This is a genomic window from Allotabrizicola aquatica (SeqCode) (assembly GCF_965194375.1).
In the GTDB taxonomy this organism is placed as follows: domain Bacteria; phylum Pseudomonadota; class Alphaproteobacteria; order Rhodobacterales; family Rhodobacteraceae; genus Tabrizicola_A; species Tabrizicola_A aquatica.
This window is the reverse complement of sequence record NZ_OZ239428.1, coordinates 182,564-201,096: the sequence shown is the minus strand read 5'-3', so window position 1 is coordinate 201,096 and position 18,533 is coordinate 182,564. Positions and strand designations below refer to the sequence as shown.

Genomic DNA, 18,533 nt, shown 5'->3' with positions numbered 1-18,533 from the left:
GTACCAGACAAGCGGGCCAAAAATCGCGCGCCAAAAGACCGATCAGACCAAAGTTATCAGCAAGACAGACCGATCAGTCTTTTGGCCCTGCATCGGGTTTAAGACCTTGCCCCGCGGCAAGCCTTGCAAGATCGGGACGGGTCGATTTGATCTGACGGGTGACGATATAGGTCATGTACCGGTCAATCGCCAAATCGGCGTCCAGCATCGCCTCCATCAGGTTTTGAAAAGCGGGCAGGCTGGTGGTCACCACGGTCATGACATAGTCCATCCCGCCACCGGTCGAGATACACTCCGTCACCTCGGGCGTGGCTTGGACAAAGTTCTCAAACTTTTCAAAATCGGCCTTGCGATGGGTTTTGAGCGAGACCGTCACCACGACCTTCGCCATTTCGACAATCTGCGCCAGCGCGAGGTCGGCATGATAGCCTTGGATAAGCTTCGCCGTCTTAAGTCGGTTCAGCCGCGACCAGCAGGGGGTGGGCGAAAGGCCAACGATCATGGCCAGCTGCGACTTGCTCAGCTGCCCATGATCCTGCAACGCGCAGAGAATCCGAATATCGGCGGCGTCAAGCGCGAAGGGCTTCATCTTGGAACCGACTGCAGGTTGGGGAACTGTGCAAGGGGGCCAGTTCCAAGGACATATCGGCGCTGTTTACGCCGCCAGACCTGCAAATGCCAGCAAATGTAGATGGCGGAGCCTTAAACGGGCGTTGCAGTCGCTTGCTTCGGTCGGATCGCAGCGATCAGGAGGCCGATGTAGCATGGAGAACCGTTGATTGACTATGCGACACTGGGGCTCGCCTCGCAGGATTGCGCGTTCTTGAGGAACCGCTCGCCGCCCATCAATCACCCAAAGGCCTACCCCGCAGCCTCTGCCTGACCATGGGCGCCCAGATTGCGGATCACGGCCTGCGCGGCGGCCGTCATGGGGGCTTCCGTGGCGCGCAGGATCTCAATCCGATCAAACTGGCTGGGGTCACGCGCCAGTGCCGCGCGCAGGGCCGTGCCAAAGACCATGCGCAATTCCGTGCCGATGTTGAACTTGCAGATATTGCTGGTCGCGGCCAGTGCCGCGCGCTCTGCGGTTGGCACGCCAGACCCGCCGTGGATCACCAGCGGCACGGGCGTCAGCGCCTCAATCGCGCGCAGGCGGTCAAGGTCGAGGCCCTGGCCGGCATCTTGCTGCAAATGGACGTTGCCGATGGAAATCGCCATCGCATCCACGCCAGTTTCCCGGGCAAAGCGCGCGGCCTCGTCCGGGTCTGTGCCCGCCGATGCCGCCCCTCCGGCATAGCCGACAAAGCCGATCTCGCCTTCGCAGGACGCCCCCGACGCATGGGCCAGTTCGGCCACGGCGGCGGTCAGGTCGATGTTAGCCTGCAGCGGCAGTTTTGATCCGTCCACCATCACCGAGGTAAACCCCGCATCCAAGGCCGCGCGGCACTCCTCTAGCGTATAGCCGTGGTCGAGATGCGCCACGACCGGCACCGATGCCTCCTCCGCCAGATGCCGGAACATGCGCCCAAGGATGGGCAAGGGGGTGTGCGCGCGGCAGCCGGGGCCCGCCTGTAGGATGATCGGCGCGCGCTCGGCCTCAGCGGCGGCGACATAGGCGCGCATATCCTCCCAGCCCAAGCACACGAGCCCCGGCACGGCATAACCGCCCTTCAGCGCCGGTTGCAGAACTTGGGCCAGTGTCACAAGCGTCATTTGAACTTGGCCACCATGTCCATGATGCCGGGGATGGTGTGCAGTTGCGCGGCATGGGTGGGTTGGAAATACTGCTTCAGGCTGCGCTGGCTTTGGCCGCCAAGGATGGTGAAATAATACATCTCATAGCCCGGCAGCACGCAGCAGGGGTGATAGCCCTTGTCGATCAACACGGTTGAGCGGTTCATGATGTGATAGGCGTCACCCGGTTCATTATCGACCCGCTGCAGCATTTGCAGGCCAGACCCGTAATCGGGACGAAAACGGAAGTTATAGCATTCGTCGTGGCGTGTTTCATCCGGCAGGCGGTCGGTGTCATGCTTGTGGCTGGGAAAGCCCGACCAGCCGCCTGCACCGACGGTGAACAGCTCGCTAACCAACAGGCGGCCCACGCGGTCATGATAGGCCGCGCCAAGGATGTGCTTGATCTTTCGGTGCGTCTTGGTGTCGTCAGACCCATATTGCACCCGGTCCAGATCCGCCGCCCGCACCGCAAACGGGCGCAGGGTTTCTGCGAATTTGGCACCTGCGATGAACACCTCGGTGTCGGTCAGGGCTGTGATGCGGCAACCGGTGTCGGTCGGCACATAAACCCCCTCAGGCTCGCCATCCCAGACATCCACACCGCGATGGCCGATCTGCGCGAATGTCTCCCCGGCGCAGTCCACCGTCACCGTGCCAGTCGCGGGCACCACGCAGGTCTCGTAGCCCGGCGTGCGATAGTCAAAATGCTGCCCTGCCGTCAGACGCACAATGTTGAAATAGACATAGGGCACCAACGGGTGGTCCATCTCGACGATGGGGCGGTTTTGGTTGTCATGAGGGGCGATATGCATGGGGTGTCCTGTCAGGCCGGGGTGGGGCCATTGTGAAAGGTGTTAAAGCGGTCAAGCTCCTCGCGGCTGGGCATGGCCGGGGCGCAGCCAACACGCGACACCACAATCGCGGCGGCGGCAGATCCGTGCAGCACCGCCTGTTCCAAGCCGCTGCCCCGCGCAAGGCTGGCGACAAGATTGCCCAAGAACGCATCGCCCGCCCCGGTGGGCTTCAAGGTGGCGGTGCGGAAGATGCCCGTTTTGATCTCGGCCCCGCGGCTGAAGGTGATCGCACCCTTTTCGCCCATCTTGTAGACCACGATCTGCGCGCCTTCGGCGATCAGGCTGCGGGCCTTCTCGAGCCCTTTCTCGAAATCCCCAGCCATAAACCCGAACTCCACATCATTGCCGACGATCACATCGCAAAGGGCGGCAGCGCGGGAATAGACTTGGGAGGCCTCCTCGGCAGAGGCCCAGGAATAGGGGCGGTAATCCACGTCGAAAATCAGCGGCAATCCGGCCGCGCGGGCCAGATCAAAGGCGCGAAAGGCCGCCTTGCGTGAAGGTTCAGAGGCCAGCACTGTGCCCGTGGTGATCAGGGCCGAAAAGCGGGTGTAATCCACCGCCTCAACATCCTGCATCGACATCTGAAAATCCGCCGCGCCGTTGCGGTAAATGACGGATTGGCAGTTTTCCAACCGGCTTTCCACCACGGCCAGCGAGTTGCGCGCCTCGCCCGCGATGCTGCGCACATGGGTGCGGTCGATGCCGTAGTGATCCAGCTGCGCCAGACAGAAGCGCCCCACCGCATCATCCGACACGCAGGTCAGCAGCGCAGCCTTCCCACCCGCCCGCATCAGCGCCACAGCGATATTGGCCGAGGATCCGCCAAGGGCGGTGGTAAACCGCGTGGCTTCTTCAATCGCCGTGCCCGGCGGATCGGCGTAAAGGTCCATCCCGGCGCGACCGATCACAAGGCAGGGCTTGGCGCCCAACTGGCTTAGCGATCCCATCAGACGCCCGGCCTTTGGGCCGCGCGACCTGCCTCAACCTCGGCATGTTTTTCGGTCACGCGGGCATTTGCCGAAACCTCGGCGGTGCCGATCTCCCACCAGGCGTGGCCTTGGGTGGTCCAGCCCTCATAGGCGTCAACCTGCATGACAATCACGCTGGTCTTCGCCGCCGCCTTGGCGCGTTGGAAGGCCGCACCCAGTTCCGCCGGATTGGCCACAGTTTCGGCATGGGCCCCCATCGCGCGGGCATGGGCCTCAAAATCCACCCCGAAAGGCGCGGGCACTGTCGGGCAATCGGCGATCAGGTTGTTAAAGCTGGCTTGGCCTGTGTTGTTCTGCAACTTGTTGATCACGGCAAAGCCGCCGTTATCAAGGACCAGAACGATCAGCTTTTTCTGCGTTAGGACCGACGAGTAAATATCTGAATTCATAAGAAGATAACTGCCATCTCCCACAAAGACGATGGTGTCTTGATCGGGTTCGGCTTCCGCTTGGGCAATGCGCGCGCCCCAGCCGCCCGCGATCTCATAGCCCATGCAGGAAAAGCCAAACTCGACATCCACAGTGCCGACGCCCAGCGTGCGCCAGTTGGCCGTGACCTCGGCAGGCAGGCCGCCCGCCGCCGTCACCACCCGGTCACGCGGGTCACACAGCGCATTCACCACGCCGATGGCTTGGGCGTAGGAGTTGGGCCGGTTGCCGTGGGCGACGTTGCCCGCCACATAGGCGTCCCATGTGCGGCGATTCGCTTGCGCGGCGCTCAGCCAGGTCGCATCGGCCCGGTGATCGCCCAAGGCGGCCCCCAGCGCCAAAAGGCCCAGCTTGGCATCGCCGACCACCGCCAAGGACTGATGCTTCGCCGCATCCTGCCGCCCGGCATTCAGGCCAATCAGGCGGGCGTCGGGGGCAAAGACCGTCCACGACCCGGTGGTAAAGTCTTGCAGGCGAGTCCCGACGGCCAGAACCACATCTGCGGCACCCGCCACCGCATTGGCGCTGTCAGACCCGGTCACGCCTAAGGGGCCAATGTTCAAGGGATCACCGGACAACAGGTTCGCCCGCCCCGCGATGGTTTCCACCACCGGAATGCCATGCGCCTTGGCAAAGGCCGTCAACGCCCCCACCGCACCCGAATACTGCACCCCACCGCCCGCCACGATCACTGGGCGCTTGGCGGATTTCAAAAGGGCTGCAGCTTCGGCAATCTCAAGCACATCGGGCGACTGGCGGCGAATACGGTGGACATGGCGGGCAAAGAAGGCGGTTGGGTAATCATAGGCCCAGCCCTGCAAATCCTGCGGCAGGCCGATGAAGGCAGGCCCACAATCGGCCGGGTCCAGCATTGTGGCCAAAGCAGCGGGCAGGGATTGCAGGATCTGCGCGGGGTGCGTGATGCGGTCCCAATACCGGCTGACCGCCTTGAAGGCGTCGTTCACACCGAAGGTCGGGTTCCCGAAATGCTCCAACTGTTGCAGCACCGGATCGGGCAGGCGGGTCAGGAAGGTATCACCACACAGCATCAGCATCGGCAGGCGGTTCGCATGAGCCAGCGCGGCCGAGGTCAAAAGGTTCGCCGTCCCCGGCCCGGCACTGGCGGTGCAGAACATGAAGCGACGCCGCAGGTGGTATTTGGCATAGGCGGCCGCCGCAAAGCCCATGCTTTGCTCATTCTGACCGCGATAGAGCGGCAAATCCTGATGCACCGGATATAGCGCCTCGCCCAGACAGGGCACATTGCCATGGCCAAAGATGCCAAAACCACCGCCGCAGATGCGGGTTTCCACCCCGTCGATGTCGATGAACTGGTTCATCAGCCAGCGCACAATCGCTTGGGCCACGGTCAGCCTGATCGTATCCTGCATCGTCCATCTGCCTTTCGAACGGGGCTTGCGCGATTTTCAAGGCGAGGATACATATTTTGCAACCGGTTGCAATATCGGCGTGCGATGCGCGTTCAGGGGGAATGTCCAATGCTAGACATCGGAATCGGGCTGGTCGGCGGCGGCTATATGGGCAAGGCTCATGCGGTCGCGTTGTCGGCTGTGGGCCCCTTGTTTGAAACCGCTCTCCGCCCCCGGTTGGAGGTGATTGCGGCCACCACCCCGGCCTCAGCCGCGCGCTATGCCGCCGCTTACGGCTTTGCCCGCGCCACCGATGATTGGCGTGACCTTGTGGCCGATCCTAAGGTGCAGGCCGTGGTCATCGCCTCGCCCCAATCGACCCACCGCGCCATTGCCGAAGCCGCCTTTGCCGCTGGCAAGCCAGTCTTTTGCGAAAAGCCCTTGGGCGCGTCACTGGACGACGCCAAGGCCATGACCACGGCGGCCGAAGCCTCCGGTCTGGCCAATATGATCGGCTTCAACTATGTCCGCACCCCGGCCACCCAGTTTGTGCGCCAGCTCTTGGCCGAGGGCGCGATCGGCACCGTGACGTGGTTTCGCGGCGAACATACTGAGGATTTCCTCTCCGATCCCCAAGGCCCCGCCAATTGGCGCACCACAGGCCGTGCCAATGGCTGCATGGGTGATCTTGCACCGCATCCGATCAACTGCATGCTGGCACTGATGGGCCCGGTGGCGGAACTGTCGGCGCGGATCGAAACCGTCCATGCCACCCGCCCCGGCCCAAATGGCCCCATGGCGGTGACCAATGACGACCACGGCCAGTTGATGCTGCGCTTTAACTCCGGCGCGATGGGGCATCTTTACATCAGCCGCATCGCCACGGGCCGCAAGATGGGCTATGCCTATGAAATTCATGGCACAAAAGGTGGCATCCGTTTTGATCAGGAAGATCAGAACGCGGTCTGGCTTTACCGGGCCGAAGGCCCCGAGGCCACGCGCGGCTATACCCGCATCCTGACCGGGCCTGCCCATCCTGACTATGGCATGTTCTGCCAAGGGCCGGGCCATGGCACCGGCTATCAGGATCAGATCATCATCGAGGCCCGCGATTTTCTGCAGGCCATCCATTCGGGCAAACCCGTCTGGCCCACCTTCCGCGATGGGCTGGCAGTATCCCAGATCATCGACACCGCGTTCAAAGCATCTGACGATGGCGGCTGGCACGCCGTCCCCCAAACATGAGGACCCTATGACCATCCGTATCGGCAATGCGCCCTGTTCTTGGGGCGTCGAATTTGCAAACGACCCGCGCAACCCCACTTGGGCTCAGGTTTTGGCCGACTGCGCGGGCGCGGGTTACAAGGGGATCGAACTTGGTCCCATCGGATTTATGCCCGAAGACCCGGCGATCCTGGGGCCTGCCTTGGCCGAGAATGATCTGGAGCTGATCGGCGGCGTCGTGTTCCGCCCCTTCCACGATCCGGCCAAATGGGATGAGGTCTGGGACGCCGCGCAGCGCACCTGCAAGGCGCTGACCGCGCATGGCGCGCAGCATCTGGTGCTGATCGACAGCATCTCACCCCGCCGCGCACCCACCGCAGGGCGCGCCGCCGATGCCGAACAGATGGACAGCGCCGAATGGGCCGCCTTCCGCGACCGCATCGCGCAGGTCGCCAAGCTCGGGGCCGAGGAATACGGCCTGACCGTCGGCATCCACGCACATGCCGCAGGGTTCATCGACTTTGAGCCGGAGTTGGAGCGCCTTTTGGATGAGGTGGACGAAAAGATCCTGAAGATCTGCTTTGACACCGGGCACCATTCCTATGCCGGATTTGACCCCGTGGCCTTTATGCGCCGCCACATTGGCCGCATTTCCTACATGCACTTCAAGGACATCGATCCGGTCGTAAAGGCCGATGCCATCGCCAAATCCACCGGCTTTTATGACGCCTGCGGGCAGGGGATTTTCTGCAATCTCGGCAAGGGCGATGTGGATTTCCCGACAGTGCGGCAAATCCTTTTGGATGCCGGGTTCGAAGGCTGGTGCACAGTGGAACAGGACTGCGACCCCACGCTGGACGTCAGCCCCATCGACGACGCGCGTAAGAACCGCGAATATCTTTCCTCCATCGGTTTCTGAGGGGCAGACATCATGGCACAACTGAACTGGGGCATGATCGGCGGCGGTGAGGGCAGCCAAATTGGCCCAGCCCACCGTCTGGGCGCCTTGGCCGATGGGCATTTCAAACTGGCCGCAGGCGCCTTGGACCACCGGCCCGATGTGGGGCGCGACTATGCCCAGCGGTTGGGCGTGGCGGCCGACCGCGCCTATGGCGACTGGCAGGAAATGCTGGCGGGTGAACGGAACCGGCCTGACCGCTGCGATCTCGTCACCGTCGCCACCCCGAACTCCACCCATTTTGAAATCACCAAGGCCTTTCTTGAGGCCGGCTTCAACGTCTTGTGCGAAAAGCCGATGACGGTGACGGTGGAAGAGGGCGAAGAGATCACCCGCATCGCCGCCAAAACCGGTAAGATCTGCGCGGTGAACTACTGCTATTCGGCCTATCCGATGATCCGCCAAGCCCGCGCCATGGTGCGCAATGGCGATATTGGCAAGGTTCGGCTGGTGGTCACCAACTTTAGCCACGGCCACCACGGCGACGCGACAGACGCCGACAATCCGCGGGTGCGCTGGCGCTATGATCCGGCGATGGCGGGGGTGTCTGGCCAATTCGCCGATTGCGGCATCCATGCGCTGCATATGGCGAGCTTCATCTGCGACGATCAGGTGGAAAAGCTGTCCGCCGACTTCGCCTCGACCATTCCCAGCCGCGTGCTGGAAGATGACGGGATGGTCAACTTCCGCATGTCGAAAGGCACGGTCGGGCGGCTTTGGACATCCTCCGTCGCCATTGGGCGGCAGCATGGGTTCGAGATTCAGGTCTTTGGCGAAACCGGCGGCTTCCGTTGGGCGTCGGAGCAACCGAACCAATTGATCTACACCCCCGTCGGCGGGCGCACCCAGATCATGGAAAAGGGCGAGGGCGGGCTTTACGACGATGCCAAGCGCCTATCCCGCGTGGCGATTGCCCATCCGGAAGGCTTCCCGCTGGCCGTGGCCAATATCTACTGCGATCTGGCCGATGCGATCCGCGGCATCCCGCGCGACGGGCTGCCCACGGCCGCAGATGGCACGCGGTCGATGGCGGCGGTGCACACGGCAGTGGCCTCGGCCAAGGCAGGCGGCCAGTGGATGGACGCCCGCCCGCCGATGTTCCGCTAAAGCGCCCGCAAGGTCCGCCGTTCGATCACCCGGCAGGGGAACAGGCGGACCTCCGGGGGGCGATCAGGCGTTTCGATGATCGACACCACCAGATCAATCGCCGCCTCAATGATCTGAGCCACGGGCTGATGAATGGTCGTCAGCCCAATCAACTGCCAGCGCGCCATTTCCATATCGTTCAACCCGATCAGGCCGATGTCACCGGGCACCGACAGCCCCGCCTCCTCAATGGCGCTGAGCGCACCGACCGCCAACAAATCGTCGCCGCAGAAATAGGCCTCGGCCGGGGTGTCGGCCAGCAATCGCTGCATCTCCGCGCGGCCCGCATCAAAGCTGTAATCTGTCGCGTAGGATGTGGTGACCTTGATCTCAGGATAAGGCGCCAGCGCCCCCAGAAACCCCGCCACGCGATCTTGGGTCGAGGTGGCGGTTCTCGGCCCGCCCAAAAAGGCCAAACGCCGATAACCCCGCTGCACCAAAGCCTCCGCCGCCATCCGCCCACAAGCCACGTTGTCGATGCCCACAACATGCACATCGGGCGCAATCGCATAGCGCCCAAAGGCATGCACCACTGGCAGGCCTGCGTTCTGGAACGACTCGGCAAAGCTGGACGGCAAGGTGGAAGAGGCCACGATCACCCCATCCACCGAATACTGCCGCAGCATCTTGACCGAAGCGGCAGGGTCCGTCGCATCGCTCAGGTTCACCAGCAAAGGCCGCAGCCCACGGTCCTGCAAACCCCGGGTGAAAAGATCAAACACCTCAAGGATCAGCGGGTTGTGAAAGTTGTTGACGATCAGCCCGATCAGCTTCGTCCGCCCGGTGGTCAAAGACGAGGCGAGCGCATTGGGCGTATAGCCCAGATCATTCGCCGCTTTTTCCACCTTGGCGCGCGTCTTGGCCGACACCGAAGCGCCTTCGGTAAAGCTACGCGACACCGCAGAGCGCGAAACCCCAGCCCGCTCGGCCACGTCTTTCAGGGTGACGACCATTCTTTATCCGCGCTGTTGTCTGTCTTGCGGGGACTATAGAGGCAAAGAACGGGAATGGCCGCAAGATTTGTGCAACTGCAGGCGGCTTAAGGCAATTTTGATCCCGATACTTAGCCTTTAGGCACCACGGGCAAGCCTTGCGCGCCCTTAGGCACTGACCCCGGCCGCATGGGCCAGAACCTGCAAGCCCGCGACCAGATCAGCCTCGGCGGTGTCCTCTTCAAAGGCATGGCTGATCCCCCCGATCGAGGGCACAAAAAGCATCGCCACCGGCATCAGCCGCGCCACATTGGTCGCATCATGCAGCGCGCCCGAAGGCATGCGCCGCCAGCGCCCCGGTGCCACCGCTTCGGCCGCCGCCTCAAGCCGGGTGCGCAGGGCAGGGTCCATTGCCACCGGCTCAAGGCCCAAAACCGCGCCTTGGTCCAGCCCAAGGCCCATCTCCGCAGCCACCTCGGCCAGCGTCTCTGTGATCACGGCTTCCATCCGCCCCAGCCGATCGGCGCTGCCATCGCGCCATTGCATGGAAAACCGCACCTGCCCCGGCACGATAGAGGCCGCGTTCGGGGCCACTTGCACATGGCCAATCGTCCAGACCGATTGCGGCGTGACCACATTGCGCAGCCGGTCATTCAGCCGGCTGTTAAAGGCCGACAGCCCCTGAAACGCATCCCGGCGCAGCGCCATCGGGGTGGTGCCCGCGTGGTTTTGCTGGCCGCTGAAGGTCACCATCATCTCGCGGTAGCCGACAATGTCGGTCACCACCCCAATCTGCTCGCCCGCTGCATCCAAGGTCGGGCCTTGTTCGATGTGCAACTCGATGAACCCGGTAAAGCGGGCAGGGTCCACATCCGGGCCCACCCGGTTGCCCAAAACCTGCCGCGCCTCGGCAAGTGTCACCCCGTCGGTGTCGGCAACTGCATCGGCCTCGGCCAAAGTCATCATCTCGGTCCAGACCGCCGAGCCGGTGGTGCCGCCAAAGCGGCCCTCTTCGTCCTGAAAAGACACCACCGAAATCGCAGGCCCCCCGGCGGCGCGGGCCGCGCGGGCCACTTCCAGGGCCGCAATCACCCCCAAGGCCCCATCCAGCCAGCCGCCCGTGGGCTGGGTGTCGGAATGTGACCCCAGCAAAAGCGATTTCCCCTCGGCCAGCCCAAAGAGATTGCCCATCGCATCAAACTGCACGCTCAGCCCCGCATCCTGCATCCGCGCGGCCAGCCAATCGCGGGCCAAAATGTCGGGCGGTGAAAAGGCCGGACGCACCACACCGGTGCCCGTTGCGCCAAAGCTGCGCAGTTGGTGCAGGTCGGCAAGAAAGCGGTTGGCATCGATCATGGGGCGTCCTTTCGCGGTCAGAAGGGCAACCTAAAGCGCGGGACGGTGCTTTGAAAGATGGGTCGAGCCTGTGGCTGGGAAAAGCTGCGAACACGCTGGCAGGGATCAGCTGCCACGTGCGACCCATCGGCTCCTACTGCAACTGTAGGCCGATCTCACACCCCGACATACCCCGCCTCCAGCGCCTTGCCGCGGGCGAGGTAATCATGCCAGCGGGCATCCTCCTCCACCCGCCGCCCATGCTTTTCCGCGATCAGACGCAGATGGTCGGCGCAGCACAAGAGGTGCAGCCGTGCAACGTCGGGCAGCGCCATCGCCTGCGCGTGCAGCGCGGTGAAGGCATCGGCATAGTGAAAGGCTGACATGTCCGGCTCGTTGCCCTTGTCCGCGCGGGCGCGGTAGGCATCGGTATAGCGGTCGGTCAGCGAGACCGGCGCGCGGGTGCCCGCCTTCAGGCTGAAGGTCTCGGCCGAGCGCAGCATGTAATGGTTCATCTGGGCGCGAGCATGGGTGGCATAGGGTTTGGCCAGCGTGCGGATATAGCGCGGCGCCTCGGGCGACCAATGCGGCACAGGCTCACCCTTGGCATTGACCAGATACATCCCCGGCCCCTCCGGGCTGCGGCCATAGCGCGCCAGATCCCAGCCGCGCGGCCCGTGTTCACCCAAGGATTGAAACCAGCGCGGTTGGCGGTGCATCATCTTCATCATGCTGCTGCCCGACCCCTTCAAGGGCAAGGCCAGCGCGAATTGCTGATGCACGGGTTCGTCCTGAAACGCCTCCACCCCGCAACTGCCAAAGATGCGCCAGTTGAACCCCATCGCCAAGAACGGCACATCGGTGGTGCGGGTGCCGATCAACTCCTCAATCCGCCCCGTGCCTTCGTGGATCACCAAGAACTCATCGATATCGCAGACCAGCGCCCAATCGGCGCGGCGCACCGCCTTGTGCTGCGTGGCGGCGGCCAGTTTCTGATGCGTGATCCTTTGGCCCGGCGCCACATCATGGCGCAGATGATGCACCCAGCCCGCTGCCTGCAGCGCGTCCAGCAACTCGGGCGAGCGGTCGGTGCAATTGTTGGTCACCACCACCACATCGGAAAACCCCAGCATGCGGTACCAGGTCACCCACTCCACAATGAAGGGCCCTTCGTTTCGCATCGAGGCAACGACGGTGACGCGCAATCTTTACTCCGGTCTTTGGGTCCAAGTGACCCGGGCAGGGGGGGCAAGTCAAGCTGGGCCAATGACGGAAGGCGCGGGCTTGCCAAGCGGCGCTGGGCATGGGATTCGAGGTGAAAAGGGGAGGGCGTGATGCGGCTGTTCGTGGGGCTTGGCAATCCGGGCGCGAAATATGCGGGCAACCGCCACAACATCGGCTTCATGGCGCTGGACCGGATTGCCGCCGATCACGGCTTTGGCCCTTGGAAAAAGGCGCATCAGGGGCTGGCCTGCGAAGGGCGGCTGGGGCTGGAAAAGGTGGTGCTTCTCAAGCCCGAAACTTTCATGAACCTCTCGGGCCAATCGGTGCACGCTGCGGTCAGTTTCTACAAGCTGGGCCTGAACGAGGTGACGGTGTACCACGATGAGCTGGACCTTGCCCCCGGCAAAATCCGGGTGAAAACCGGCGGCGGGCATGCGGGGCACAACGGCCTGCGCTCGATCCACCAGCATCTGGGCGAGGCTTACCACCGCGTGCGTCTTGGCATCGGCCATCCGGGCCACAAGGACGCGGTCGCGGCCTATGTGCTGCATGACTTTGCCAAATCCGATCAGGATTGGCTGGATGACCTGATGCGCGGCATTTCCGATGGGGCGGTGGCCTTGGCGGCGGGCGACAGCGCAAAATTCCTCAATGCGGTCTCCTTGCGCGTGGCCCCTGCGCGCAATTCCGGCACTGGGGGCGAAGCCGCCACAGAGGTCAAATCTGCGGCCAAATCTGCGGCCAAACCCGCCACGCCATCCCCTTCGACCCCGCCCGAAGCGCCCGCCAGCCCCTTTGACCGCCTCCGCGGGCTTTTGCGCAAGGGCGATTGACGCAAGGTCCGCCGCATTTGCGGCTTGCCAGCGGCCCTGCCGCATGATCGCCTGCGGCAAACCGAAAGGAACCGCCATGCCCCGCCTTCTGCGCCGCCTGTTGCAAGCGCTTGCCGTTCTGGCCTTGATCCTTGCCGCCGCCGCCCTGTGGAAGCGCGAAGAGATTGGGCGGCTTTTGGCGGTGAACAGCCTGTTTGAGGCCGATACCATCGTACAGAACTTCAGCCACATGGATCAGCTGTTCCTCACCCGCCCCCTGTCGCGCGGCGAAGGGCCGGTTTCGCCCCTGCCCAAAGGGCCAGAGGCGACCCTTGCGCCCGAGGTGCAAGCGTGGATCAAAGACCGCTCGGTAACTGCGATGGTCGTGCTGAAAACCGGACAAATGGTGCATGAAAGCTATCATCTGGCACCAAACCCGAGGATCTGCGCATCTCATGGTCGGTGGCGAAAAGCTTTCTGTCAGCCCTTTTCGGGGTGATCGAGGCTGAGGGCGCGATTGGCAGTCTGGATGATCAGGTGGTGCAATACGCGCCGCTTTTGAAAGGCTCGGCCTATGACGGGGCCACGATCCGCGATGTGCTCACCATGTCCTCGGGCGTGGCCTTCAATGAGGATTATCTCGATTTCAACAGCGACATCAATAAGATGGGCCGCGTTCTTGCACTCGGTGGGTCGATGGACGGCTTTGCGGCAGGGCTGAAAACCCGTGACGCGGAGCCCGGCGCGCGGTTCCACTATGTCTCGATCGACACCCATGTTTTGGGCATGGTGATCCGGGGCGCGACCGGCAAGGACATTCCCGAACTTCTCGAAACCCGCATTCTGGCGCCGATGGGGTTTGAGACCGCGCCCTATTACCTGACAGATGGTGAGGGCGTGTCTTTCGTCTTGGGCGGCATGAACATGCAAACGCGCGACTATGCGCGCTTTGGCCAGATGGTGCTGCAAGGCGGCGAGTGGCAAGGGGTTAAGGTGGTGCCCGAGGCTTGGGTTCTGGCCATGACCAGCCCGCAGGCCAAGGATGGCTCAGACTACGGCTTTCAGTGGTGGATCCCTGACAATGCCACCCCGGGCGAGGTCATGGCGCAGGGGATTTACGGCCAATACATCTATATCAACCCCGGTCTTGGTGTGGTGATCGCGGTGAACTCTGCCGATCGGGGCTTTGAAGAGCCGGGGGTCGATGATGGCAACATCGCCATGCTCCGCGCCATCGCCGCCGGACTGCCAACGCCTTAAGTCATTGGGTCTTGAGTCTTTCGGTCGCAGCCGGTCTGCAGCCATTGAAAAATCCCGCCAATGCCGCCATATTGCGCTCCAGAACATGATCCGCAGGGGGCTGATGCCCGCCATGTGGGCAGCCCGAGACAGACATATGACGCACCTAACCTTGCCCGCCCGACGGCTGGCTTTGCATTGCAGCATCCTTGTGATCGCGAGCTTGATGGCCAGTGCCGCGCTGGCCGGCCCGATTGAGCGCGCCTGCAACAAGTCTGACCGCGATGCCGCCAACCGCTCCGTGTGTAATTGCATCCAGCAGGCCGCCGACAGCACCTTGTCAAACCGCGACCAGCGCCGGGCGGCGGGCTTTTTCAAGAACCCCGAAAAGGCCCATAGGGTCTGGATGTCTAAATCCAAAGGCGATGATGCCTTTTGGGACCGCTACAAGGCCTTTGGCGCGCAAGCCGAAACCCTGTGCGGCGCGCCGGCCCCCGAAGATCTAGGCACGTCCCCGTAACGATAGAAGCGCCGCGATCAACCCGTCGCTCGCGGCCTCAATCATCTCAAGAACAGTGTCGAACTCACCCGTGTACCACGGGTCGGGCACCTCGTCGCCAAAGGCGGGGGCATAATCCATGAAGAGTTGTGACGCGGTGCCGCCCTTGGGACAAAGCGCCTGCACATCTGCCAGATTGCGCCGATCCATCACCAGAATATGGCTGAAGTCGGTGAAATCCGCGGGGCTGATCTGGCGCGCGCGCAGGGCGGACAGATCATAGCCACGCTTGGCCGCGGCGGCGATGGCGGGCGGGTAGGGCGGCTCGCCCTGATGCCAGCCACTCGTGCCGCAACTGTCCACCTGCACCCGCAGCCCGGCCACCCGCGCGCGCTGGGCAAAGACCGCCTCGGCGGTGGGCGAGCGGCAGATATTGCCAAGGCAGACGAACAAGAGCCGGGTCATTCCGCCTTCTCGCCAAAGCGGTAGCTCGCCGCATGTGCGGGCAGGTCCACGCCCGCAGGCAGGTCTGGCGCGGGCAGGGGGGCCCCCATGGCATAAGACATCGGCAAAAGACCGGCCCAGACAGGCCAGCCCTTGTCCTCATCAGGATCCGTGCCGCCCGGTTCGGCGGCTGAGATCTTGGCCGACGCCTCGGACAAGGGCAGCGACAACAGCCCGGTTGACTTCAGCTCTTGCTCTGTCATCGGGCGCAGGCCGTCCCAGCGACCCGGGAACAGTTGCTCCACCATCGTGCGAAAATGCGCGGCCTTGGCCACGGGGTCGGTGACCCATTCCGCCGTGCCAAACACCATGACTGACCGCGAATTCACCGAATGTTCAAGCGCCGACCGCGCAAGGACCATGGCATCGGTCAGGGTAACGGTGAGGCAGACCTGCATCCCCTTGCCAGTCTTCAAAGACCGCGACGCGGCCGAGCCATGCCAGTAAACCCGATCCCCCTCGCGCCATTGCAGGGTGGGGATCACCACCGGCGCGCCGTTCATCACATAGCCCACATGGGCCAGCGGCATCGCGTCCAAAATGGCGTCGATCGTGGCCCTGTCATAGGCCGCCTTTTCGTGCATCCGGCGCAGTCGGGTGCGGTCTGTTGGGGCTTTGGGTGCGGGTGCTTTGGTCATGTGCGCCAGCCTAGGATGCGTGGCGCTCAGCGTAAAGGGGGCGACCAAAGGCCGCCCGCTTTGCGCGAAACATCAGTTTCCGTCGTCGGTCTGGCCGTGCTGCATTTGGTGGCCGGAATGGTCCATCTCTGCCTTGCGGGCATTGTCGACCGGGGCCTCAACGGCGATTTCGCCCGCCTTTTCAAAGACCAGCGTCAGGTTGATCACATCACCATCCGCGACCTCGCGCGTCAGGCCCATCAGCATCACATGATCGCCGCCCCGCGCCAGCGCATGTTCGCCGCCCGCAGGGATGGCAAAGCCCTCCGGCACATGCATCATCTGCATCACGCCATTGCCGTCCTCTTTATGGGTGTGCAACTCCACCTTCTCGGCCACGTCCGAACGCACGTCGATCAGCCGGTCCTCCTCGGCTCCGTGGTTCATCACCGTGAAAAACACCGCCCCCGAACCACCGATGCTGCCCATGCTGCGGGCATAGGGGTCTTGGATCATCAGCGTGTCCCCGGCAAAGGCGGGAAAGGCCAAAAGCGCGGCCACAAGGGCAAGGGCGGTCTGAATGCGGGTCATCGGGATACCTGTCTGACAAAGAGGGGGGCGCAAGCCCAAGGCCAAGCCAAGGCTGCGACCAAGGAATATCGAACTGTCGCACAGCATCACAGGCGGCAAAAGGTGACAGATTGACCGCAAAGGCGACATCCCGACCATCCGCCGTGCAACGCCCCATGCGGCAAAGCCAAAAGGCCCCGCCTGACGCACAGGCGGGGCCTTCAATTGGAACCGACGCGAAAGATTAGGCGGCGGCCTGAACCTTGGCGATTTCGCGCTTGATCTTCAGCGCATTGACCGACAGCTCGTCGTCCTTGGCCTTGGCCAAGAACGCGTCCAGACCACCGCGATGGTCAACGGTGCGCAGCGCCGCAGCCGACACGCGCAGCTTGAACGACTGGCCGAGCACGTCAGAAATCAGCGTGACATCGTTCAGGTTCGGAAGAAACCGACGACGGGTTTTGTTGTTGGCGTGGCTGACAGAGTTGCCAGACATCGGGCCTTTGCCGGAGAGTTCGCAGACGCGCGACATTGTCGTGATCCTTCGTGTCAAAACAGGAGGGCCCACCCGAAAGGGGCGGAAACCGAATTCGATGAAGGGCGTTTAGGGGGAATCCCCGGAGACGTCAAGCGCTAGTCGTGCGCCTGCGGTGGGGGATCTGCCTGCAAGCGCCGTCGACGCGGTCTGCCCGCGCCATCCCCGCCTCTTGCCCCAAGGCCAAGGCGTTTGCGGCGGTGCGCAGGGGGGATTTTCTCGGCCTCGCGGTACTGCGCCACGGTGCGCCGCGCCAGCCGCACGCCTGTCTCCTCGGCCAACCGATCCGCCAAAGCGGCGTCCGACAAGGGCGCGCCGTCCGGTTCAGCCGCAACGATTCGCCCCAGCCGATGACGCAGCGCGGCGGCCGACAGGACAGGGCCCGTGCCCTCGGTCGGCGCTGAGGTGTCGGCGTCGTGGCCTCGCTCAATGCCCCGCCGCGCCGCACGCCCCGGCCCGCGCGCGCCCGAAAACATTTGGCGCAGCCACCAGACACCAAAGGGGCTGTCCATGCTGGCCCCGGCCACCACCCGGCTGATGGTGCTGACATGCAGACCCAAGACCTCGGCCAAATCCGCCATCGTCATCGGCACCAGCGCGCCCGGACCGTCCACCAGCGCCGCCTTTTGCCGAAGGGCGATCTCTTGCCCCACGCGCAAGAGCGTCTCATTGCGCGCCTGCAGCATATTGCACAGCGCCTTGGCCGCACTGCGCTGCCCTGCGGCCTCAGGCGTGCTGTCGCGCTCGGGACGCGGCTCAAGGCTCAGCGAGGGCAGGGCTGATCGGTTCAGCGCCAAGGACCAGCGCCCCTGCGCATCGGGCCGGGCCAGAAGATCTGGCTCCCGGCCAAGCGCGGGGGCCGCACCCGAAAACAACGTGCCGGGCTTGGGGTTCATCGTACGGATCAGCCGAAAGCGTGCCAGCACCCCCGCTTCGTCACAACCGCAGAGCCGCGCCAGACGCGCAGTCTGCCCCTCGGCCAACAGGTCCAGATGGGCCAAGATCACCTGCATCTCAGGGTCCAGCCGCCCCATATCACGCGCCTGCAGCGCCAGACACTCGGCCAGATTGCGGGCAAACAGCCCCGCAGGCTCCACCCCCTGCAACCGCTGCAGCACCGCCGCCACCTCGTCGGGCGGCAGGCCCAGATCCTTGGCCACAGCCTCCGGTGCCCGCCCCAGCCAGCCCGAAGGCTCCAACGCCTCCACCAGCGCCAGCGCGATGCGCTGCGCGGGCCGCGTGAGGTCAAGGGTGCGGATTGCGGCCACGACATGGGCCATCAGGCTGGGCTGGGCGGCGGCAGGCTCGGCCGCTCCGCCCCGGCCGTGCTGGACCGGGCCCAAAACCCCCGTCCAACGCGGCAGCCAATCGCCCGGCGCGGGCAGTTCGGGCGCAGACAGCCGCAGATGCGGGTTCTCGGCCGCCTGTTCTTCCAGATAGCGCGTCAGCCCCGCCGTATCACTGCGCAACAGCCGGATCGCGCTGTGCAGGCTGGTGTTCAGCGCCAGCCGCTGCTGTTGGGCGATGACAATGCGCTGGCGTTGGCTCATGGGACA

General features: G+C 63.8%; 18 protein-coding genes and 1 pseudogene. 6 read left to right on the top strand and 13 right to left on the bottom strand.

The window, feature by feature from the left end:
* Positions 1–73: 73 nt before the first annotated feature.
* The 5 genes from AC72UB_RS14200 to iolD all read right to left on the bottom strand — a co-directional run bounded on the left by AC72UB_RS14200 (position 74) and on the right by iolD (position 5,403).
* Positions 74–589, bottom strand: a complete 516-nt coding sequence (locus tag AC72UB_RS14200) for an Lrp/AsnC family transcriptional regulator (RefSeq protein WP_505190349.1) — start codon at positions 587–589, stop codon at positions 74–76.
* Positions 590–861: 272 nt separating this feature from the next.
* The gene (locus AC72UB_RS14195) at positions 862–1,713 is read right to left on the bottom strand and encodes a class II fructose-bisphosphate aldolase (protein ID WP_505190348.1); all 852 of its coding nucleotides are present in this window, start codon (positions 1,711–1,713) and stop codon (positions 862–864) included.
* On the bottom strand, positions 1,710–2,549 hold the full coding sequence (locus AC72UB_RS14190) for a 5-deoxy-glucuronate isomerase (protein WP_505190347.1): 840 nt from the start codon (positions 2,547–2,549) through the stop codon (positions 1,710–1,712). Before AC72UB_RS14190 ends, AC72UB_RS14195 begins: the two co-directional genes overlap by 4 nt.
* An 11-nt stretch (positions 2,550–2,560) precedes the next feature.
* Positions 2,561–3,541, bottom strand: coding sequence for a 5-dehydro-2-deoxygluconokinase (gene iolC / locus AC72UB_RS14185; RefSeq protein WP_505190346.1), 981 nt, complete (start codon positions 3,539–3,541; stop codon positions 2,561–2,563).
* Positions 3,541–5,403, bottom strand: a complete 1,863-nt coding sequence (gene iolD, locus AC72UB_RS14180; RefSeq protein ID WP_505190345.1) for a 3D-(3,5/4)-trihydroxycyclohexane-1,2-dione acylhydrolase (decyclizing) — start codon at positions 5,401–5,403, stop codon at positions 3,541–3,543. Before iolD ends, iolC begins: the two co-directional genes overlap by 1 nt.
* Before the next feature lie 108 nt (positions 5,404–5,511).
* Here iolD and AC72UB_RS14175 point away from each other — a divergent pair, with 108 nt between their 5' ends.
* From AC72UB_RS14175 to AC72UB_RS14165, 3 genes are read left to right on the top strand one after another with little or no spacing between them, the layout of a single operon-like run.
* Positions 5,512–6,627: a Gfo/Idh/MocA family protein gene (locus tag AC72UB_RS14175; protein WP_505190344.1), complete on the top strand. Its 1,116-nt coding sequence runs from the start codon at positions 5,512–5,514 to the stop codon at positions 6,625–6,627.
* A gap of 7 nt (positions 6,628–6,634) precedes the next feature.
* Positions 6,635–7,525 carry a TIM barrel protein gene (locus AC72UB_RS14170; protein ID WP_463289548.1) on the top strand — a complete coding sequence of 297 codons (891 nt, stop codon included), beginning with the start codon at positions 6,635–6,637 and terminating at the stop codon, positions 7,523–7,525.
* A gap of 12 nt (positions 7,526–7,537) precedes the next feature.
* Positions 7,538–8,671, top strand: a complete 1,134-nt coding sequence (locus AC72UB_RS14165) for a Gfo/Idh/MocA family protein (protein ID WP_505190343.1) — start codon at positions 7,538–7,540, stop codon at positions 8,669–8,671.
* Here the strand turns inward: AC72UB_RS14165 and AC72UB_RS14160 are convergent.
* The 3 genes from AC72UB_RS14160 to AC72UB_RS14150 form a co-directional block, all read right to left on the bottom strand.
* Complete coding sequence (locus AC72UB_RS14160; RefSeq protein WP_505190342.1) at positions 8,668–9,663, bottom strand: LacI family DNA-binding transcriptional regulator; 996 nt, start codon at positions 9,661–9,663, stop codon at positions 8,668–8,670. The genes AC72UB_RS14165 and AC72UB_RS14160 overlap by 4 nt on opposite strands.
* Positions 9,664–9,810: 147 nt before the next feature.
* Positions 9,811–10,998, bottom strand: a complete 1,188-nt coding sequence (locus AC72UB_RS14155; protein ID WP_505190341.1) for a Zn-dependent hydrolase — start codon at positions 10,996–10,998, stop codon at positions 9,811–9,813.
* A gap of 155 nt (positions 10,999–11,153) precedes the next feature.
* Positions 11,154–12,158 carry a glycosyltransferase family 2 protein gene (locus AC72UB_RS14150; RefSeq protein WP_505190836.1) on the bottom strand — a complete coding sequence of 335 codons (1,005 nt, stop codon included), beginning with the start codon at positions 12,156–12,158 and terminating at the stop codon, positions 11,154–11,156.
* Between the two features lie 153 nt (positions 12,159–12,311).
* On the opposite strand from AC72UB_RS14150, the gene pth reads away from it, so the two are divergent.
* The 3 genes and pseudogenes from pth to AC72UB_RS14135 all read left to right on the top strand — a co-directional run bounded on the left by pth (position 12,312) and on the right by AC72UB_RS14135 (position 14,772).
* Positions 12,312–13,034 (top strand): aminoacyl-tRNA hydrolase, encoded by a 723-nt coding sequence (pth, locus tag AC72UB_RS14145; protein ID WP_505190340.1) that lies wholly within the window; start codon positions 12,312–12,314, stop codon positions 13,032–13,034.
* A gap of 76 nt (positions 13,035–13,110) precedes the next feature.
* A pseudogene (locus tag AC72UB_RS14140) lies at positions 13,111–14,273 on the top strand (serine hydrolase domain-containing protein).
* A gap of 136 nt (positions 14,274–14,409) precedes the next feature.
* Positions 14,410–14,772, top strand: coding sequence for a hypothetical protein (locus AC72UB_RS14135; protein WP_505190339.1), 363 nt, complete (start codon positions 14,410–14,412; stop codon positions 14,770–14,772).
* Here AC72UB_RS14135 and AC72UB_RS14130 read toward each other — a convergent pair.
* From AC72UB_RS14130 to rpoN, 5 genes are all read right to left on the bottom strand, one after another.
* Positions 14,755–15,216, bottom strand: coding sequence for a low molecular weight protein-tyrosine-phosphatase (locus tag AC72UB_RS14130; RefSeq protein ID WP_505190338.1), 462 nt, complete (start codon positions 15,214–15,216; stop codon positions 14,755–14,757). The two genes, AC72UB_RS14135 and AC72UB_RS14130, sit on opposite strands and share 18 nt — an antisense overlap.
* Positions 15,213–15,893 carry a pyridoxamine 5'-phosphate oxidase family protein gene (locus tag AC72UB_RS14125; RefSeq protein WP_505190337.1) on the bottom strand — a complete coding sequence of 227 codons (681 nt, stop codon included), beginning with the start codon at positions 15,891–15,893 and terminating at the stop codon, positions 15,213–15,215. The genes AC72UB_RS14130 and AC72UB_RS14125 overlap by 4 nt, the downstream gene beginning before the upstream one ends.
* Before the next feature lie 72 nt (positions 15,894–15,965).
* A complete protein-coding gene (locus AC72UB_RS14120) occupies positions 15,966–16,463 on the bottom strand; it encodes a copper chaperone PCu(A)C (protein WP_505190336.1) in 498 nt (165 codons plus the stop codon).
* 223 nt (positions 16,464–16,686) lie between these two features.
* Positions 16,687–16,974, bottom strand: coding sequence for a 50S ribosomal protein L28 (rpmB, locus tag AC72UB_RS14115; RefSeq protein ID WP_463289559.1), 288 nt, complete (start codon positions 16,972–16,974; stop codon positions 16,687–16,689).
* 101 nt (positions 16,975–17,075) lie between these two features.
* Complete coding sequence (rpoN, locus tag AC72UB_RS14110; protein WP_505190335.1) at positions 17,076–18,527, bottom strand: RNA polymerase factor sigma-54; 1,452 nt, start codon at positions 18,525–18,527, stop codon at positions 17,076–17,078.
* Between the last annotated feature and the right edge of the window lie 6 nt (positions 18,528–18,533).

Excerpts from the sequence above, each read along its gene's own strand:
- AC72UB_RS14160 (WP_505190342.1), bottom strand. The coding sequence starts at position 9,663 with ATGGTCGTCACCCTGAAAGACGTGGCCGAGCGGGCTGGGGTTTCGCGC.
- pth (WP_505190340.1), top strand. The coding sequence starts at position 12,312 with ATGCGGCTGTTCGTGGGGCTTGGCAATCCGGGCGCGAAATATGCGGGC.
- AC72UB_RS14165 (WP_505190343.1), top strand. The coding sequence starts at position 7,538 with ATGGCACAACTGAACTGGGGCATGATCGGCGGCGGTGAGGGCAGCCAA.
- AC72UB_RS14170 (WP_463289548.1), top strand. The coding sequence starts at position 6,635 with ATGACCATCCGTATCGGCAATGCGCCCTGTTCTTGGGGCGTCGAATTT.
- iolC (WP_505190346.1), bottom strand. The coding sequence starts at position 3,541 with ATGGGATCGCTAAGCCAGTTGGGCGCCAAGCCCTGCCTTGTGATCGGT.
- AC72UB_RS14150 (WP_505190836.1), bottom strand. The coding sequence starts at position 12,158 with ATGCGAAACGAAGGGCCCTTCATTGTGGAGTGGGTGACCTGGTACCGC.
- AC72UB_RS14190 (WP_505190347.1), bottom strand. The coding sequence starts at position 2,549 with ATGCATATCGCCCCTCATGACAACCAAAACCGCCCCATCGTCGAGATG.
- AC72UB_RS14120 (WP_505190336.1), bottom strand. The coding sequence starts at position 16,463 with ATGACCCGCATTCAGACCGCCCTTGCCCTTGTGGCCGCGCTTTTGGCC.
- AC72UB_RS14125 (WP_505190337.1), bottom strand. The coding sequence starts at position 15,893 with ATGACCAAAGCACCCGCACCCAAAGCCCCAACAGACCGCACCCGACTG.
- AC72UB_RS14175 (WP_505190344.1), top strand. The coding sequence starts at position 5,512 with ATGCTAGACATCGGAATCGGGCTGGTCGGCGGCGGCTATATGGGCAAG.
- iolD (WP_505190345.1), bottom strand. The coding sequence starts at position 5,403 with ATGCAGGATACGATCAGGCTGACCGTGGCCCAAGCGATTGTGCGCTGG.
- AC72UB_RS14195 (WP_505190348.1), bottom strand. The coding sequence starts at position 1,713 with ATGACGCTTGTGACACTGGCCCAAGTTCTGCAACCGGCGCTGAAGGGC.
- AC72UB_RS14200 (WP_505190349.1), bottom strand. The coding sequence starts at position 589 with ATGAAGCCCTTCGCGCTTGACGCCGCCGATATTCGGATTCTCTGCGCG.
- rpmB (WP_463289559.1), bottom strand. The coding sequence starts at position 16,974 with ATGTCGCGCGTCTGCGAACTCTCCGGCAAAGGCCCGATGTCTGGCAAC.
- AC72UB_RS14130 (WP_505190338.1), bottom strand. The coding sequence starts at position 15,216 with ATGACCCGGCTCTTGTTCGTCTGCCTTGGCAATATCTGCCGCTCGCCC.
- AC72UB_RS14135 (WP_505190339.1), top strand. The coding sequence starts at position 14,410 with ATGACGCACCTAACCTTGCCCGCCCGACGGCTGGCTTTGCATTGCAGC.
- AC72UB_RS14155 (WP_505190341.1), bottom strand. The coding sequence starts at position 10,998 with ATGATCGATGCCAACCGCTTTCTTGCCGACCTGCACCAACTGCGCAGC.
- rpoN (WP_505190335.1), bottom strand. The coding sequence starts at position 18,527 with ATGAGCCAACGCCAGCGCATTGTCATCGCCCAACAGCAGCGGCTGGCG.